18 protein-coding genes are annotated in these 17,655 nt (G+C 37.6%); 16 read left to right on the forward strand and 2 right to left on the reverse strand.

Annotated elements, in window-relative coordinates:
* Positions 1 to 265: 265 nt before the first annotated feature.
* Entirely contained in the window at positions 266 to 1,540 is a 1,275-nt protein-coding gene (locus QFZ31_RS33320) for an IS110 family transposase (protein ID WP_307309915.1), read from the reverse strand.
* Between the two features lie 450 nt (positions 1,541 to 1,990).
* On the opposite strand from QFZ31_RS33320, the gene QFZ31_RS33325 reads away from it, so the two are divergent.
* From QFZ31_RS33325 to QFZ31_RS33355, 7 genes are all read left to right on the forward strand, one after another.
* Positions 1,991 to 2,125, forward strand: coding sequence for a BA3454 family stress response protein (locus QFZ31_RS33325; protein WP_307312438.1), 135 nt, complete (start codon positions 1,991 to 1,993; stop codon positions 2,123 to 2,125).
* 40 nt (positions 2,126 to 2,165) lie between these two features.
* A complete protein-coding gene (gene rpiA / locus QFZ31_RS33330) occupies positions 2,166 to 2,834 on the forward strand; it encodes a ribose-5-phosphate isomerase RpiA (protein WP_307312441.1) in 669 nt (222 codons plus the stop codon).
* 40 nt (positions 2,835 to 2,874) lie between these two features.
* Positions 2,875 to 4,368 (forward strand): glucose-6-phosphate dehydrogenase, encoded by a 1,494-nt coding sequence (gene zwf / locus QFZ31_RS33335; RefSeq protein WP_307312444.1) that lies wholly within the window; start codon positions 2,875 to 2,877, stop codon positions 4,366 to 4,368.
* A gap of 22 nt (positions 4,369 to 4,390) precedes the next feature.
* A complete protein-coding gene (gene tkt / locus QFZ31_RS33340; RefSeq protein ID WP_307312447.1) occupies positions 4,391 to 6,388 on the forward strand; it encodes a transketolase in 1,998 nt (665 codons plus the stop codon).
* Positions 6,389 to 6,443: 55 nt separating this feature from the next.
* Positions 6,444 to 7,337, forward strand: coding sequence for a phosphogluconate dehydrogenase (NAD(+)-dependent, decarboxylating) (gene gnd / locus QFZ31_RS33345; protein WP_307312449.1), 894 nt, complete (start codon positions 6,444 to 6,446; stop codon positions 7,335 to 7,337).
* Between the two features lie 33 nt (positions 7,338 to 7,370).
* Complete coding sequence (gene fsa / locus QFZ31_RS33350; protein ID WP_307312452.1) at positions 7,371 to 8,030, forward strand: fructose-6-phosphate aldolase; 660 nt, start codon at positions 7,371 to 7,373, stop codon at positions 8,028 to 8,030.
* A gap of 267 nt (positions 8,031 to 8,297) precedes the next feature.
* Complete coding sequence (locus tag QFZ31_RS33355; protein ID WP_307312455.1) at positions 8,298 to 9,635, forward strand: glucose-6-phosphate isomerase; 1,338 nt, start codon at positions 8,298 to 8,300, stop codon at positions 9,633 to 9,635.
* Positions 9,636 to 10,071: 436 nt separating this feature from the next.
* Here the strand turns inward: QFZ31_RS33355 and QFZ31_RS33360 are convergent, their stop codons facing one another.
* Complete coding sequence (locus QFZ31_RS33360) at positions 10,072 to 10,566, reverse strand: hypothetical protein (protein ID WP_307312458.1); 495 nt, start codon at positions 10,564 to 10,566, stop codon at positions 10,072 to 10,074.
* Between the two features lie 224 nt (positions 10,567 to 10,790).
* On the opposite strand from QFZ31_RS33360, the gene cdaS reads away from it, so the two are divergent.
* From cdaS to QFZ31_RS33405, 9 genes are all read left to right on the forward strand, one after another.
* Positions 10,791 to 11,414, forward strand: coding sequence for a sporulation-specific diadenylate cyclase CdaS (gene cdaS, locus QFZ31_RS33365; RefSeq protein ID WP_307312461.1), 624 nt, complete (start codon positions 10,791 to 10,793; stop codon positions 11,412 to 11,414).
* Between the two features lie 59 nt (positions 11,415 to 11,473).
* Entirely contained in the window at positions 11,474 to 12,799 is a 1,326-nt protein-coding gene (locus QFZ31_RS33370; RefSeq protein ID WP_307312464.1) for a glycosyl hydrolase family 18 protein, read from the forward strand.
* 194 nt (positions 12,800 to 12,993) lie between these two features.
* Complete coding sequence (gene spxA / locus QFZ31_RS33375; protein ID WP_307312467.1) at positions 12,994 to 13,395, forward strand: transcriptional regulator SpxA; 402 nt, start codon at positions 12,994 to 12,996, stop codon at positions 13,393 to 13,395.
* A gap of 94 nt (positions 13,396 to 13,489) precedes the next feature.
* The gene (locus tag QFZ31_RS33380) at positions 13,490 to 13,912 is read left to right on the forward strand and encodes a MarR family winged helix-turn-helix transcriptional regulator (protein ID WP_307312470.1); all 423 of its coding nucleotides are present in this window, start codon (positions 13,490 to 13,492) and stop codon (positions 13,910 to 13,912) included.
* Between the two features lie 65 nt (positions 13,913 to 13,977).
* Positions 13,978 to 14,376: a DoxX family protein gene (locus QFZ31_RS33385; protein ID WP_307312473.1), complete on the forward strand. Its 399-nt coding sequence runs from the start codon at positions 13,978 to 13,980 to the stop codon at positions 14,374 to 14,376.
* 90 nt (positions 14,377 to 14,466) lie between these two features.
* Entirely contained in the window at positions 14,467 to 15,405 is a 939-nt protein-coding gene (locus tag QFZ31_RS33390; RefSeq protein ID WP_307312475.1) for a ring-cleaving dioxygenase, read from the forward strand.
* A 24-nt stretch (positions 15,406 to 15,429) separates the two neighbouring features.
* The gene (locus tag QFZ31_RS33395) at positions 15,430 to 16,038 is read left to right on the forward strand and encodes a flavin reductase family protein (RefSeq protein ID WP_307312477.1); all 609 of its coding nucleotides are present in this window, start codon (positions 15,430 to 15,432) and stop codon (positions 16,036 to 16,038) included.
* Positions 16,039 to 16,076: 38 nt separating this feature from the next.
* Positions 16,077 to 17,021: a ring-cleaving dioxygenase gene (locus QFZ31_RS33400; protein ID WP_307312479.1), complete on the forward strand. Its 945-nt coding sequence runs from the start codon at positions 16,077 to 16,079 to the stop codon at positions 17,019 to 17,021.
* Positions 17,021 to 17,635 carry an alpha/beta hydrolase gene (locus tag QFZ31_RS33405; protein ID WP_307312482.1) on the forward strand — a complete coding sequence of 205 codons (615 nt, stop codon included), beginning with the start codon at positions 17,021 to 17,023 and terminating at the stop codon, positions 17,633 to 17,635. Before QFZ31_RS33400 ends, QFZ31_RS33405 begins: the two co-directional genes overlap by 1 nt.
* Positions 17,636 to 17,655 lie beyond the last annotated feature (20 nt).

A 17,655-nucleotide genomic window follows, 5' to 3' on the forward strand; every position in this document is an offset into this window, starting at 1 on the left:
TCCATATAATGTACGTTTTCTCCACGCCACCCCTGGAGGTTTTCGCTCCCATGTCTCAACGGGTCAAATGCCCTCTCATTCCTTCGTCATACCTATCCAAGTGGTAGATGCCGGTCTTTCTAACGGAACGGGTCAGAGCCCTTATGCTTAAGTAATCCGGTCCTTCGTACTTTCTTTGAAATCCTACGAATAAGCCAATATTCGATATATATTTATCTATTAGTTTATTAATTTACCTGTAATTGAAGATATGTTGGAAATTTTATTAAGCAGCTATTGAAATTAAAGGTTGTACTTTGTCGGAACGATAAGATTCATTTTTTCTTGCCATTCCTACTAGAATTCTTGCGAATTTATTTATTAGTTTCATGATGGACTTCATTTTCTTCATCTTTTTTACATTAACATTATTAGAATGCAATTCTTTAAAATCGGGGTTGTTCATGACAAGGCTCATTGTCGCTAGGTACAAAAAGCGTCGTAAACGGGACCTTCCTCGTTTTGAGAGGACAATTTGTCCTTTCCATTTACCTGAACTTGCCTCTGCTAAATGTAACCCTGCATGTCGTAATAAAGAATTACCATGAGCAAAACCACTGAGATCTCCAGCTTCTCCTAAAATACCTGCAAGTGCAATTTCGCTTATGCCTTTAATGGCAAGCAATTTTTTAGCGAAAGGTATTTTACTAAGAACTTCAGTGACTTCCTTTTCAACTCTTTCCAGTTGGGCTGTAGCTAGATCGAATTCTTCAAGTAATTGTTCCAAGTGTAATTTATAAGCATCAAGAGCTTGTGGTGTACCAACAGAATGGGTAGCTAATTCAATAAGTAGTTGTGCCTTTCTTAAACCAGCTTGTCGTTTCATTAAGGTTTTCCAGCCGTTCACGATATCCTGTGGTTTCATTGAACTAATTTCAAGTGGGGTAGGGAATAAGCGAAGTGTTGCGATTGCCCCTTTTCCTTTAACATCTTTGAAAACTTGCCGAAGTTCTGGGAAAACAATATCTACCCAACGGTTAATCTGATTTACAGCACTAACAAGTCTTTTTACGGTCATGTCACGATTAGACATTAAGACTCGTAGTTTTTCAAAGATTTCTGAAGAAGGGCGAATAAACGAATAATAGCCATTCTTCACCATATCAGCGATAACTAAGGCATCTTTTTTATCACTTTTAGATTGGGTATTATCACGATTTTCTTTATTTCTTTTTACAAGGTGGGGGTTTACTGTCACTACTTCAATATTTCTTTCATAAAGCCATTTTGATAAGTTAACCCAGTAGTGTCCGGTTGGCTCCATACCAACGATCGTTGTATCTAAGCCCTTTAAAGCTTTCAACCGATTAATCCATTGTATTAATCTAGCAAAGCCATCTTCATTATTTTCGAACGTTAGAGGATCACCAATAACAATGCCACGGAAGTTTACGGCACGAGCAACGTGAAACTGTTGGGCTATATCTATTCCGACAATAAGATGTTTGATCGAAATTCTTTCAATTAGTTGATTTTGTTTGTCTTGCATTTTAAACTTCATAATAGAGCTTCCTCCTAAGAATGATTTTGTGTTGTGTGTGTATAATCATCTTACTGAGGGGCTCTATTTTTTTCAAACGCGAAAAATAGCTATCTACAGGAATTCTAGCGGTGACAGGTTTGTTAAAGCAGGATATTCAATAAGGTGCCGGGAATGTTGCGTATAACAACTAAAGGGAAAATAGAACCATCTTAAATAGACAGTTAACCTTTAATGCCCTAGAATAATTTGAAGTAATTGTGTACCCCAAGTATTTACGTAGCTCATTCAATAGGTCGGTTGATTTCTGTTTATTAATAAGGACTTGGCAAGGTTATTAAAAAATATCTCAATTTCGAGATACTTCACTTGACGATAATTAGTGTTGCGATATATTATGGTTACATAAAGTTACCTAGGTTATTAAATATAACTTTTATAATTCACAAAAAAAGATAAGGAGTGAACACGATGATCGTAGTAACTGTAAAACTTAATTTTAAAGGGAAGAACTATCAAACCAATGTCATTGCAAGAAAGGACACTCCTGAAACACAAATCTTGCAAATGGCATTGGAACAAGTTGCAAAACAATGGACAGATTAATATCTAGTAATCCCAACTTTAGTTGAAGGGGGACAATGCCTTGAATGAAAAGAAAGAAGTTGGAGAAAAAGCTGTTGAGTATGTGAAAGACGGAATGGTAGTTGGACTAGGTACAGGTTCTACTGTATTTTATACCATCACGAAGCTTGGTCAGTTAGTCCAGCAGGGACTTACTATTATAGGAGTTCCGACTTCTGAACAAACAAAAAAATTAGCGATAGAACTTGGCATTCCACTTGTATCGCTCGATGAGGTTGAGCAAATTGATGTTGCAATTGATGGTGCAGATGAGGTAGATCCTAAGTTAAATCTTATTAAAGGAGGCGGCGGTGCTCTTTTAAGAGAGAAAATCATTGCTGCAGCAGCTAAAACTTTCATTGTCGTTGCCGACTCTGATAAAAATGTCGATACACTAGGAACTTTTCCACTGCCGATAGAAGTCGTCCCATTTGGTTACGAAATGACAGTAAAACATATTAGGGAACTTGGGGCAAGTCCGAGGCTGCGGCAAAAGGATGGGACCCCTTATGTAACAGATAACGGTAACTATATTATAGACAGCAACTTTCAAGAAATTACGTACCCAAAAGAGTTAGAGAAGAACCTAAACCTTATACCAAGTGTAGTTGATAACGGATTATTTGTAGGAATGGCAGATCGTGTGATTACCATTCAAGATAAAAAGCTTGCAACAATCATCCGCAGCTAGAAAATGGGAGAAGTCATAAATTGAACTTGGGGGAAAAATAATGGAATCAATGACCTTTGTCTTATTTGGAGCAACAGGGGATTTAGCAATGAGGAAGATTTTCCCAGCTCTTTATAACTTATATGTTGATCAAAAATTACCACAGTCCATATCTATTATCGGACTCGGAAGAGGGGAACTTTCACATGCTGATTTTCAAGAGCAAGTGAAAGACTCTATTTTAGACTTTTCACGCCGCCTAGAACATGAGGCAGCAAATATGGGAGAGTTTTTAGACTATTTTCGCTACAGTAGATTGGATGTCAACAGTAAAGAAGATTATCAACAACTGCTTCAATTAGTGAAGCAGCGGGAAGAAGAACTTAATTTAACGGAAAACCGAATGTTTTATCTTTCTGTGGCACCAGAATTTTTTGACACGATTGCCCTAAATATAAAAAATAGCGGCCTAGGTCAGACAGTTGGCTGGAAACGATTAATCATTGAAAAGCCTTTCGGTCATGACCTCCAATCTGCACGTGAACTCAATCAAAAACTAAGCCGTGCTTTTGAAGAAGAGGAAATTTATCGAATCGACCATTACCTAGGCAAACCAATGGTTCAGAACCTGGAAGCCTTGGCTTTCGCCAACCCCATTCTGCAGGCGGTTTGGAATAAAGACCATATTGCAAATGTCCAAATTACTGCTAGTGAAACTGTTGGGGTTGAGAAGCGAGCGGGTTATTACGACCAAGCAGGAGCAATCCGTGATATGGTTCAAAACCACATGCTGCAAATTTTGATGATGACTGCCATGGATAAGCCTGAAAAAATTAACGCAGCGGGAATAAGACATGAGAAGCGGAAGGTCATTAAGTCTCTACGTCCTTTAAAAGAAGAAGATGTCTCATACGATATTGTCCGCGGCCAATACAGTTCAGGCGAGATAAATGATCAAAAAGTTCCAAGTTATATAGAAGAGCCTGGAGTTAATCCTTCTTCTACAACTGATACATTTGTTGCTGCCCGTTTGTGGGTGGATCATCCATCATGGACTGGAGTTCCTTTTTACATTCGTACAGGAAAAAGAATGAAGGAAAAATTAACGCGAATTGTGATCGAATTTAAAAATAGCGAAGATAAAAATAATCAAATTGAACCTAATCTATTAATGATTGAAATCAATCCGAATGAAAATATCTCCTTACAATTAAACAGCAAAAACCCATTGGATAATAGAAAGGTTACTCCAATCAGAATTAATTTTTCTAATGAACAGATAGGATTAGGTGTACCAGAAGCGTATGAACGACTAATCTATGATGCAGTTAACGGGGATTCCACCTTCTTTGCACATTGGAAAGAAGTTGAATTGTCATGGGAATGGGTGCAGCCGATTCTTCATGCATTTGAGAACAATTTAGTACCGCTCCATCATTATCAGTCAGGTTCATATGGTCCTGCAGCTTCTGATTCCTTGCTGGAGGAAAACGGCTTTAAATGGTGGCTTGATGAAACGCTTCAAGAAACAAAGGATACTTTACTAAACATCTAAGATAATCTGGAGGAAATTAACGATGTCTCAAAATATTGATCAGTTAGCAGTAACTACGATTCGAACACTATCTATTGATGCAATTAATACAGCAAATTCAGGACATCCTGGTCTACCAATGGGAGCAGCACCCATGACGTATGCATTATGGGCAAAACATCTTCATCACAACCCTGAAAACCCAAAATGGTTTAACCGTGACCGATTTGTTTTATCGGCAGGTCATGGATCCAGTTTGCTGTATAGCATGCTTCATTTAGCTGGTTATGATGTCACGATTGATGATTTGAAAAACTTCCGAAAATTAAATAGCAGAACGCCTGGGCATCCTGAATTCGGTCATACTGCTGGAGTAGAAGCAACCACAGGTCCATTAGGCCAAGGGTTTGCGAATGCTGTTGGAATGGCGATGGCAGAAGCACATTTAGCAGCAAAGTTTAATAAAGAAGGACACCGGGTTATTGATCACTATACCTATGCGTTAGTTGGAGATGGTGACTTAATGGAAGGTGTTTCTTATGAAGCGATGTCAATGGCAGGACATATGAAACTTGGGAAGCTGGTAGTTCTTTATGATTCAAATGATATCTCATTGGATGGCGAATTAAATGCTTCATTCTCTGAAAATATTGAGAAAAGGGCGGAATCAGCAAATTGGCACTATTTGAGAGTGGAAGATGGAAATGACCTTGAAGCTATTTCTAACGCTATCGAAGCAGCCAAACAAAAAACAGACCAGCCAAGTTTAATTGAAATCAGAACGATTATTGGATATGGCAGTCCAAAGGTAGCAGGGACCAATAAAGCACATGGTGCACCACTGGGAGCAGAAGAAGGAAAAGCGACAAAACAAGCATATAACTGGCTTTATGAAGAAGATTTCTACGTTCCAGAGGAAGTAAAAGCACACTTTGCACAATTAAAGAATAAAGGGATCGATGCTGAACAAAACTGGATGAGCTTATACGAATCATATAAGCAAGCATATCCAGAATTAGCTGACCGATTAACAAATGCTATAGATGGAAAAGTACTGATTGATACAAACGATATATTGACCTTTGATACAGGTAAAGCCGTTTCAACACGCGTTGCCAGCGGAGAAGCTATCAACCATTATGTAAAATCTGTTCCAACTATCTTTGGCGGGAGTGCAGACTTGTCCCATTCTACTATGACGGAAATTAAAGGTGAACAAATGTATGCAGTTGAATCATACGGAGCACGTAATGTTTACTTCGGGGTCCGTGAACATGCAATGGGAGCAGCATCCAATGGTATGGCGTATCACGGCGGTGTGAAACCTTTTGTAAGTACCTTCTTTGTATTTAATGATTATCTTCGTCCGTCTATCCGTCTAGCGGCATTATCGAAGCTTCCAGTCATCTATGTATTTACACACGATTCCATCGCAGTTGGTGAGGATGGTCCTACTCATGAACCGGTTGAACATCTTGCAGCACTTCGTTCTATACCAGGTTTAACGGTGATAAGACCAACGGATGCAAATGAGACTGCCAATGCTTGGGCATATGCTCTTCAGCAGACAGAAGGTCCGGTTGCGTTGATCTTAAGCCGCCAAAACTTACCGGTCTTTAATGAGACAAAAGCTAATTTGGAGAACCTTTCAAGGGGAGCGTATGTAATTGAAGAAACAAATGCAACACCGGATGTGATTTTAATTGCGACAGGTTCAGAAGTATCATTGGCAGTAAACGCAAAAACAGAACTTGAGAAGGAAAAAATATCTGTACGTGTTGTTGCAATGCCAAGCTGGGAATTGTTTAGTCAGCAACCAACGGAATATAAAGAAGAGGTGCTCCCTTCTTCAAATTCAAAACGAGTTGCCATAGAAATGGGAATTTCACTTGGATGGGAGAGATTCGTGGGATTTGAAGGGGAAATTCTTTCCATAGAGACTTTTGGTGCCTCTGGTGAAGGAACAGCAGTTATGAAGCAGTTTGGATTTACCACTGACAATGTAGTACGGATAGCAAAAAGTGTCTTACAACATTCTTAGTTAGATGATTAATGAAACAGAAAAAAATTATTATACACCATTGGAGGAGAACATAATGAAAGTCGGACTTATTGGTTTAGGAAAAATGGGATTGAACTTAGGGCAAAATTTAATGGAACACCAGCACGAAGTGGTAGCATTTGATGTTAATCCAAGTGCAGTAGAAAATATGAAGGAATATGGAGCTACAGGTGTATCAAGTTATAAAGAACTCATCCAATCCTTAGATCATCCAAGAATTGTCTGGATCATGGTCCCGCATGCAGTGGTAGATTCTGTTATTGGTGAGATCTTACCCTATTTGGAAAAGGGTGATATTATCGTTGAAGCAGGTAATTCACACTATAAGGAATCGATTCAACGCTACAATGAATTAAAGGAAATCGGCGTAAGATTTATGGATGCAGGTACTTCAGGCGGTATGGAAGGTGCTCGAAATGGCGCTTGTTATATGATCGGCGGTGATCCAGAAGCATGGAAAGTAGTACAACCTCTTTTCAGAGATACAGCTGTTGAAAATGGCTTCTTATATGCTGGTAAAGCAGGCAGCGGACATTTCTTAAAGATGGTTCATAATGGAATAGAGTATGCAATGATGGCTGCAATTGGGGAAGGTTTTGAAGTACTGGAAAAAAGTGAATTTGATTTTGATTATGAAAAGGTAGCAAGAGTTTGGAATAATGGTTCTGTTATTCGTTCATGGTTAATGGAGCTAACAGAAAATGCATTTTCAAAAGATGCTAAATTGGATGAAATTAAAGGGATTATGCACTCCTCAGGTGAAGGAAAATGGACAGTAGAAGCAGCGTTAGATCTTCAGACTGCTACGCCAGTTATTGCTATGTCTTTATTGATGCGTTACCGTTCCTTAGAAAACGATACTTTTACAGGAAAAGTTGTTGCGGCGTTAAGAAATGAATTTGGCGGACATGCTGTTGTAAAGAATTAAAAAAAACTATATTAAAATTGGAGGAAATATTTCATGAAATTTTTTATCGATACTGCAAACCTAGAGGAAATCAAAAAGGCCTATAAAATTGGCGTGTTATCTGGTGTTACAACTAATCCTTCCCTAGTAGCTAAAGAAGGCGTTAAATTCGAAGATCGTATTGCAGAAATCTTAAATGCTGTTCCAGAAGTGGAGTCAGTGTCAGCCGAGGTAACACCGAATGCTTTGACTGCTGAACAAATGATTGCGGAAGCAAACGAACTGATTAAAATTAATGGCGGGGATAAAAATATTACCATCAAACTTCCAATGACCCTTGATGGACTTGAGGCTTGCCGCTATTTAACAAAAAAAGGTGTTAAGACTAACGTTACTCTAATATTTAGTGTGAACCAGGCATTATTGGCAGCTCGTGCAGGGGCAACTTATGTATCACCATTCTTAGGACGTTTAGATGATATTAATGAAGATGGTGTAGAACTAGTCGCAAAAATTGCAGAAATGTTCCGTGTTCAAAAACTTGATTCACAAATCATTGCAGCATCTGTACGTCATCCAGATCACGTAACCCGCGTAGCGTTGGCTGGAGCACATATTGCTACCATTCCGTTTAAGGTAATTGAGCAATTATCAAAACATCCGTTAACAGACCAAGGACTTGAAAAATTTGCTGCGGACTGGAAAACTGTTTAAAAGTTACTGAAAAATGAGAGGCGTTATCTCCTATCTTGGCTAGGTTAGGTTAGGACTAACGCCCTTACACATTAATTAATTGAAAGCCTTTGTTAAATTTCATTCTTAAAGGTCGATAAAGAAAAACGGGAAGGTTTTTGGGGATTAGTCCTTCATAAGTATGATGAAAGACAATCAGGATATCCCACATTAAGATTAGTCCTTAATAAGGATATACGTAAGAAAAAATTACTGAAGCCTGAAGGAAAGAAAGAGGGAGAAACAACAATGACTATTACCTTTGATTATTCGAATGCATTATCATTCATGCAGCAGCATGAAGTGGGTTATTTAAGTGAATTTGTGAAAACAGCACATAACATGCTCCACGAGAAAAAAGGACCAGGCTCTGATTATCTTGGATGGGTAGATCTGCCGTATAACTATGATAAAGAAGAATTTGCAAGAATCAAAGCTGCTTCTGAAAGAATCCGCAGTAATTCCGATGCGTTGATCGTAATCGGTATCGGTGGCTCTTATCTTGGTGCGAGAGCTGCGATAGAGTCACTATCTCATACATTTCATAACCAAATGGATGATAAAACAGAGATTTATTTTGCTGGACAAAATATCAGTGCTACATATCTAACCCATTTATTTGATGTGATTAAGGACAAAGATATTTCGGTCAATGTCATCTCAAAATCAGGAACAACAACAGAGCCTGCTATTGCGTTCCGTATTTTCCGAGATTATATGGAAAAAAAGTATGGTAAAGAAGAAGCGAAAAAACGTATTTATGCGACAACAGATCGTGCTAAAGGAGCATTAAAAACACTTGCAGATGAAGAAGGATATGAAACTTTTGTCATTCCTGATGATGTCGGCGGCAGATACTCGGTATTAACAGCAGTAGGTTTATTACCAATTGCGACAGCCGGGCTAGATATTGATAAAATGATGGCAGGTGCCGCCGCTGCTGCGGATAAGTATAATAACCCGAACTTGGCAGAAAACCAAAGTTATCAATACGCGGCAGTCAGAAATGCCCTTTATCGTAAAGGAAAATCAATTGAACTACTGGTAAACTTTGAACCTTCCCTTCATTATGTATCAGAATGGTGGAAACAGTTATTTGGTGAAAGTGAAGGAAAGGACCAAAAGGGTCTGTATCCTGCTTCTGTCGATTTCACCACAGATCTTCATTCAATGGGACAATATGTCCAGGAAGGTCGCCGTGACATTATCGAGACAGTTGTAACTGTAAAAATACCTAAAATAGACATCACTCTGGATGAAGAGGATGCCGACCTGGATGGTTTAAATTATCTAGCTGGAAAGACCATGGACTATGTCAATAAGAATGCTGCACAAGGTACAGTTTTAGCTCATGTGGATGGTGGAGTTCCAAACCTAACTGTCGAATTGGATCAATTAAATGAGTATACTTTCGGAGAAATGGTGTATTTCTTTGAGAAAGCGTGTGGAATCAGCGGATTACTAATGGGAGTTAATCCTTTTGACCAGCCAGGTGTAGAGGCATACAAGAAAAACATGTTTGCCCTCCTAGGAAAACCAGGATATGAAGCGGAAAGAGAAGAATTACAAAAACGCATATCTAAATAATAGTAAATAAAAGCACTCTTGTCTTAGATTAACAAGATTCTGTTTACTAGCACAAAACATTAAATAACGCGTTAAAAAGCAGTCCTATTCACATACGAATTGGACTGCCTTTTTTGTTTCTATGATAGGCTTTTACCAATAACTTAACTTAATATAAGCGTAGGAATGCAGCTATTTTTATTTATATTTATTTTTATAAATTTTTCTGCAAGTCTACTCGTTATAATAGATGAAGAAGAAAAAGCGAGACGTATGCATGATCGTTTTAGCAGGAGGTCTTATTAAGGAAGACAGAAATCTTCAAAAAAAGAACCCTGATAACAAAAAGATGTTATCTAGGGTTCTTTTTTTGAGTGCAGCAGCTATACCTTTCTATCTAATTTAAATAAATAAAGAGAAAAGCCAATAACTAAGGGTCGTTCTCCTTCTAAAAAAACTAAGCTATTTTTTCCTTTCGAATCATGAATTTAACATCTTCCTCACTTACATTTAATATTCTTTCCAGCACAGCCAGTTTAGCCTTTACTTCCTTGACTTCAAATCCATTAACGATATTTATTTTCTTTAGGTTACTAATCATCTCAGATACCACTTGTTTAAAAGTTTGAGAATTAACTAAAAGATATTGAATTAATTCGATTGCCGCTTCTTTTTCTTGTTTATCTTTGACTGCAAAGATACTTTGGAGATCAGGCTCTAATACGAAAAGAGATTGTAAATCTTCTGAAATTCTTATAGTAACGTAACTTTTTTTATTTCCGTAATACTCATTATCCCTAATTCGAATTAGATCAAGTCCAATCATAAATTCATAAAAAGGAGTGTTCTTTATAAGTGTACGAAACTCGTTCAATTCAATATTTGATTTTTCTTCTATAAATATTTCTTTTTCAGATCTAGTTTGAATTACTTTTGATTCTAACATATTCATTTTCCATACCTCGCTTCTTAAATTAAAAATATAAAAAGTAACATGTATACTTTTAGTAACCTATATAAATTATAGTAAATATAGACGCATAAATCAATGAAAGTAGCCTGCAAGTTTTTGAGGAAAGTCATATCTATAATTTCTAAACTCAAGACTAATACTATTTCTAAAGTGCAAATATAGGTATAAGTATTTAGCCGAAGAATAGTTGGAGGAATATCCACATGGAGAGTAATTGTGATTTTTCACCATTAAAGCAAAATTTGGAGGATGGTATTAGAAATATAATTAATTTACTTGAAATCAATTTAAATATCCTAGGTAACGAAAATCACTGTGTATTAGGGAGTTTAGAGGATGTGAAAGAACATCTAATTAAAATTGAATCGATGGCCGCTTCCTTTTATTTAAATTGTTACTTATCATCCTTTACGGATACATATGATGATTTATCTATTGCTGCTCAAATTCTATCGAAACAAAAACATGGGGCACTAATTGTCGTTGAACGTAGTGATTCTGTTGACACCCTTATCCAAAAGGGAACAACTATAGGAGCTATGGTAACACCCAAATTATTGGAATCCATTTTTTATCCAGGGAATCCATTACATGATGGAGCTGTTTTAATACGGGAAAATACAGTCGTCTCAGCAGCGAATGTACTTCCACTGACAACTGTAGTAACTGGAGATAAAAAAGTTGGAACACGCCATCGTGCAGCCTTAGGAATTTCTGAAAAAAGCGATGCACTTGCTCTAGTTGTTTCTGAAGAAACGGGTAAAATTTCTTTCGCATTAGATGGAAAACTATATCCAATAAACACAAGAAATCCAATTTTATTTTAAAGCTCAAAAGGGGTTACTAGGTAAAAACAAAGTACAAATACATAAGGAGGATTTTATTTATGGTAAAAAAATTTAAAATGTTATTCATTTCAGTATGTATTGTTCTGTTTACCCCAAGTTTGACCAATGCTCAAGTCATACATGAAGTGAAGTCTGGAGATAGCTTAAATAAAATTTCAAAACAATATAAAATAAATAAAGACGAACTTGCAAAGATAAATGGTTTAGCTAAAAATATAGGACTGGTTCCTGGGCAGGCAATGTTAATACCGGGGTCCACTTACATCGTTCAGCCAGGGGAAAGTGTTTGGGAGATTGCAAAACGACATGCAATTAGTGAACAAACGTTAATGAACCAAAATGGGTTGAAAAATCGAGTGATTGTTCCAGGGCAAAAATTGAGTATCCCTCGTCCGCCAAAATATGATATCTGGACTGGAACCTATTTTGTTCCAAAAGATAAAAACGCGAATACATGGATGATCAATAACTATAGTAGTACCCTTTCTAGTATTTTTGTGTTTGAGTATAAACCTGATGTGCAAGGCAATCTGATTGAAGTAAAGGAAAATGAAGCACATAAAATCGCGTGGAAGAAGAATCTAACCCCTTATGCTACTTTATCCAATTTAAGTGAAAAGGGATTTGATCCTGAGCTCGTTCATACATTAATGAGTACTGATTGGCTGAGACATAAATTTATTAATAATATCTATTCCCTTTTGGATAGCCACGACTATAAAGGCGTTGTTATTGACTTTGAACAAGTTAGACCTAAAGATCGAAGCCACCTTAACCAATTTATTAAGGAATTGGCTGAAAAACTCCATACAGCAGGAATGGAGGTCATGATGGCTGTCCCGCCTAAAAAAGGAGATCAGGAACCATCCTATTCAGCAGGTTATGATTATCAAACACTTGGAAAGTATCTGGATCGATTATTTTTAATGACGTATGATTGGCATTGGCCAGGAGGCCCATCAGGACCGATCGCTCCAATTGAAAAAGTAAAAGCAACACTTGATTACGCTGTTACTATTGTAGATAGAAAAAAGTTGATGCTGGGAATTCCTCAGTATGCTTATGATTGGACAATAAAAGGGGAGAAACAGTCTGGAAAAGCTTATTCTACTCAGCATGCAATCGATTTATATACAGGCTATCAAAGTGCAGTCCATTATGATGAAAGGGCGGCAGCACCATGGTTCCGTTATGTAGACAATAAAGGGAACTTACATGAAGTGTGGTTTGAAGACCCTAGAAGCCTGCTTACTAAGTTTCGTTTAGTTGGACAATATGGACTAGGTGGAATGGGATGCTGGCATTTAGGTTTAACGATGCCTCAAACTGAGATAATGCTGCTAGAGGAATTTAATGTGCAATAAACCTAAACCCCTTTATGAAAAAAATCATAAAGGGGATTTTTAATATTTGTTGTTGACAATTCTAGAAGTTGATATATAATAAAACTATCTCATATTCGAGATAACGTAATTCGAGATACACGGGTTTAAGATAGATGCGAAAGCTAATTGATAGAAGTTGAACTGATGAAAAATATAATAGGGGAGTGTTAATTATGGTAACTTTATATCTATCACCTAGTTGTACATCATGCCGAAGAGCAAAGGCTTGGTTCGATGAACACGAAATTCCTTATCAGGAGAGAAACATTCTTTCTGAAAAGCTTTCAGTAGATGAGATTAAGGATATTCTTCGATTTACAGAGGATGGTACAGATGAAATTATCTCGAGAAAGTCAAAAACTTTCCGAAAGTTAAATATAAATATCGACTCTCTCTCACTTCGAGAATTGTATAAACTTATAAATGAGAATCCTGGATTATTAAGAAAACCATTAATCCTTGATGAAAAAAGATTACAAGTGGGCTTTAATGAAGAAGAGATACGAAGTTTCTTGCCACGTAAAATGCGTGTACTCCAACTAGATGATGTCTATAACTTTGAAGAAGCTCAATAGGGAAAAATAGATAACAGTTATTTGAGAGTATGTATTGACAATATCTCGAATTAGAGATATATTAATTAAGGATATTCGAACAGGAGGTGTAAGAATGGAAAGGAAATGTACAAACCAGCCTTTTTTATTGCTAATGCAAACCTCAAAAGCCATACAGGAACGGCTAAGAGATGAAATGTCCAAAAATAATCTAAGTATCACTGAGTTTTCAGTCTTAGAAGTACTTTTCTATCAAGGAAAACAAACCATTCAGCAAATTGGAAATAGAATCCTGATCTCAAGCGGTTCCATGACGTATGTAATAGATAAACTCGAACAAAAAGGAATCATAAAACGAAATGACTGTAGAGAAGACAGGCGGGTTATTCACATTACTTTAACAGCTGAAGGCATGAACATCATGGAAAAGATCATGCCGAAGTATCAAGACTTGGTTGATTCATTTTTTGGAGATTTAACTGGTGATGAGCACGAGTTAATGGTGAACTTTTTAAAAAAAGTTAATAACAGAGTGTAAATATATATTTTTTTCACAAATATCTCGAAATCAAGATAAAAGACAAAAATAGGAGGTCTAATTTAATGATAAGTAGTGGATTATTAATTATTAGGTTAGCGATCGGGCTGTCATTCATGGCTCACGGCGTACAGAAATTATTTGGCTGGTTTGGCGGTTACGGCTTAAAGGGTACAGGCGGCTGGATGGAGTCCCTTGGTTTGAAACCAGGTGTGATGATGGCACTGATGGCTGGCCTGGCAGAATTAATTGGAGGATTATTGTTTACTTTAGGGTTACTTACTCCTCTTGCTGGTATTATGATTGCAGTTACAATGGTAATGGCAATTGTAAAGGTTCATGCTCAAAATGGTTATTGGTCAACACAAAATGGATATGAATATAATTTGACAATCATTGCCGTTGTTATTGGAGTAGCATTCATTGGGCCTGGTCAATATGCATTGGATGCTTTATTATTCTAAAATATCTCGAAATAGAGAATCTTAATTTAAAATATTTGCCAATAATTTAATTTAAAAATAGACATCATAATAAAAAAGGAGTGTTTTAAAATGAGTAAGAAAACAATGGGTATTCATCATATCACTGCAATTGTAGGTCATCCACAGGAGAATGTTGATTTTTATGCAGGTGTTCTAGGGCTTCGTTTAGTAAAACAAACGGTAAACTTTGATGATCCTGGCACGTATCACCTTTATTTCGGAGATGGAGGAGGAAAACCTGGAACCATCATCACATTTTTCCCTTGGGCTGGAGCCCGCCCGGGAACAATTGGAGATGGGCAAGTAGGAGTTACTTCATATGTTGTTCCTAAAGGAGCCATTGAATATTGGATGAATAGACTTGAAAAGTTCAATATTCCTTTTACAAAAAGCGAAAGATTCGGAGAGCAACACTTACAATTCGATGATCCACATGGTCTTCACCTTGAAATTGTTGAAAGAGAGGAAGGGGAAGTTAATACTTGGAACTTTAGCGGGGTAACACCGGATGTTGCCATCAAAGGGTTTGGCGGTGCGACTTTATTTTCCGTACAGCCTAATAAAACAGCCGATTTGTTAGAAAACGTTATGGGTCTTGAACTCGTAGGGAAAGAAGGAGATTTTGCCCGTTACCGTTCTTCAGCTGATATCGGTAATGTTATTGACCTGAAATTAACTTCAAATGGACGCGGCCGGATGGGTGTGGGAACCGTACACCACATTGCTTGGCGTGCTATTGATGACCAAGACCAATTGGATTGGCAAAAGTATGTGGCAGCGAATGGTTATGGCGTAACGCCAGTACAGGATCGGAACTATTTCAATGCGATTTATTTTAGAGAACACGGGGAAATCTTATTTGAAATTGCAACAGATCCTCCAGGCTTTGCACATGATGAATCACAAGAAACGATGGGTGAAAAATTAATGCTTCCTGCGCAGTATGAACCACACAGAGAACAAATTGAACGCGGGTTGATTCCATTTAAAGTAAGAGAATTAGACTAATTTTACAAAAAGGGAATGATTTCTTTGCTTTCAATTGATCCAGCCTCATTGTCCGAAAGAGAAAATTATAAATTTCTAATCGGAAGTATTATTCCAAGACCGATCGCTTTTGTAACCACGCTATCGAAAAGTGGAATTTTAAATGGGGCACCTTTCAGTTATTTTAATATTGTTTCGTCAAACCCCCCAATGATTTCCTTATCGATTCAGCGAAGAGAGGGGCAGCCAAAAGATACGGCAAGAAATATTCTTGAGTCAAAAGAATTTGTGATTCACATAGTTGATGAACAGAACGTAGAAAAAATCAACCAAACAGCGGCAAGTCTACCTCCTGATGAGAGTGAGATAGAGTTAGCTCATTTAACACCTGTAGAAAGTGTGAAAATTTCCGTACCTGGTGTAAAAGAAGCCAAAATTCGAATGGAATGTTCTTTGGAGCATTCTCTTGAATTAGGCGGTTTGAATTCGCCAGGATGTGATCTTTTTATAGGGAAAATTGTTCAGTTTCATATCGAAAACAACATATATGAAAAGGGAAGAATTGATCCTAGGGGTCTAGCAGCGGTAAGTCGATTGGCTGGCACCAACTATGCAAAAATTGGCGAGCTGTTTTCTATTGAAAGACCAAAATAAAACATTAAAAAATTCTTGGGTGACAAGGAGGGAATACTATGCAAAAAACGTCAGGCATCCATCATATCACAGCGATGGTTAATGATGCCCAAAGAAATATCGACTTTTATGCCGGTGTGCTCGGATTAAGGCTTATAAAAAAAACAATCAACTTCGACCGTCCTGAAGTGTATCACCTCTATTTTGGAAATGAAAGGGGTGAGCCGGGAACGGTTATTACCTTCTTTCCATGGGAAAAACAGTTGAAAGGCCGAATTGGACAAGGTCAGGTTGGAGTGACGAGTTACATCATTCCAAAGGGCAGTCTTCCATTTTGGGAGAATCGATTGAAAAAATTCAACATTGAAACGCATGTCTCCATTCGCTTTGGAGAAAAGTATCTTAAATTTCACGACCCAGATGGCTTGTTGTTGGAACTTGTGGAAAGAGATAATGGGCCCATTAATCCTTGGAGCTTTGGCGGTGTTCAAGCAGAAACTGCCATTAAAGGGTTTGGCGGTGCGATTCTTTACTCAGCTCAGCCGCATAAAACAACAGAAGTACTAGAAAATGTGATGGGGTTAGAGTGCATTGGCCAAGAAGGTGATTTTCTAAGATTTAAGGCACAGGGACATCTTGGAAACACGGTTGATATACAGCTGAATCCAACTGTCCGAGGTTTAATGGGGGCTGGCACGGTTCATCATATAGCCTGGAGAGCGAAGGATGAAGATGATTTACTTAGATGGAGATCACTTCTCCAAAACAAAGGATACTATCCAACAGAAATTCGAGATCGAAATTATTTTAAAGCCGTGTATTTTCATGAAGAAGGGGGCATCCTCTTCGAAATCGCTACCGACCCGCCAGGCTTTTCAGTGGATGAACCGGTCGCTGAACTAGGGGTAAAACTTATGCTGCCTTCTTGGCTAGAGTCAAAAAGAGAAGAATTAGAAGAGACCTTACCACCTGTAGCGATTCGAGTTCTGGAAGGAGATAAATAATGAAACATATATTCAATAAGGGACAAAATTCGACAAAATCAACTTTGTTACTGCTACATGGTACTGGAGGCAATGAGTTAGACCTGCTGCCACTTGCAGGAATGATTGATGATGAGGCAAATGTATTAAGTGTTCGTGGAAATGTCTCAGAAAATGGCATGCCTAGGTTTTTCCGTAGATTAGCAGAAGGTATCTTTGATGAGGAAGATCTAATTTTTCGAACAAAAGAATTGAACGAGTTTCTAGATGAAGCAGCTGAAAAGTATGATTTTGACCGCGATAATATTCTTGCAATCGGCTACTCAAATGGAGCAAATATTGCTGGAAGTTTATTATTTCACTATCAACATGCCCTAAAGGGTGCAATTCTGCATCATCCTATGGTGCCGCGAAAAGGAATTGACCTGCCTGATTTAACAGGGAAATCAGTGTTTATTGCAGCAGGGACAAATGACCCAATTTGTTCTCCTATGGAATCTACAGAGCTTCAGTCCTTATTAGAAAAGGCAAAGGCAAAGGTAGAACTTCATTGGGAAAATAGAGGACATCAACTAACTAGAGAAGAAGTAGAGGCCGCTGCAACTTGGTATCAAAAGCATTTTATAACGAAATAATTTAACTAAACGGGGGAAAT

Source organism: Neobacillus niacini (assembly GCF_030817595.1).
Classification (GTDB): Bacteria; Bacillota; Bacilli; order Bacillales; family Cytobacillaceae; genus Neobacillus; species Neobacillus niacini_G.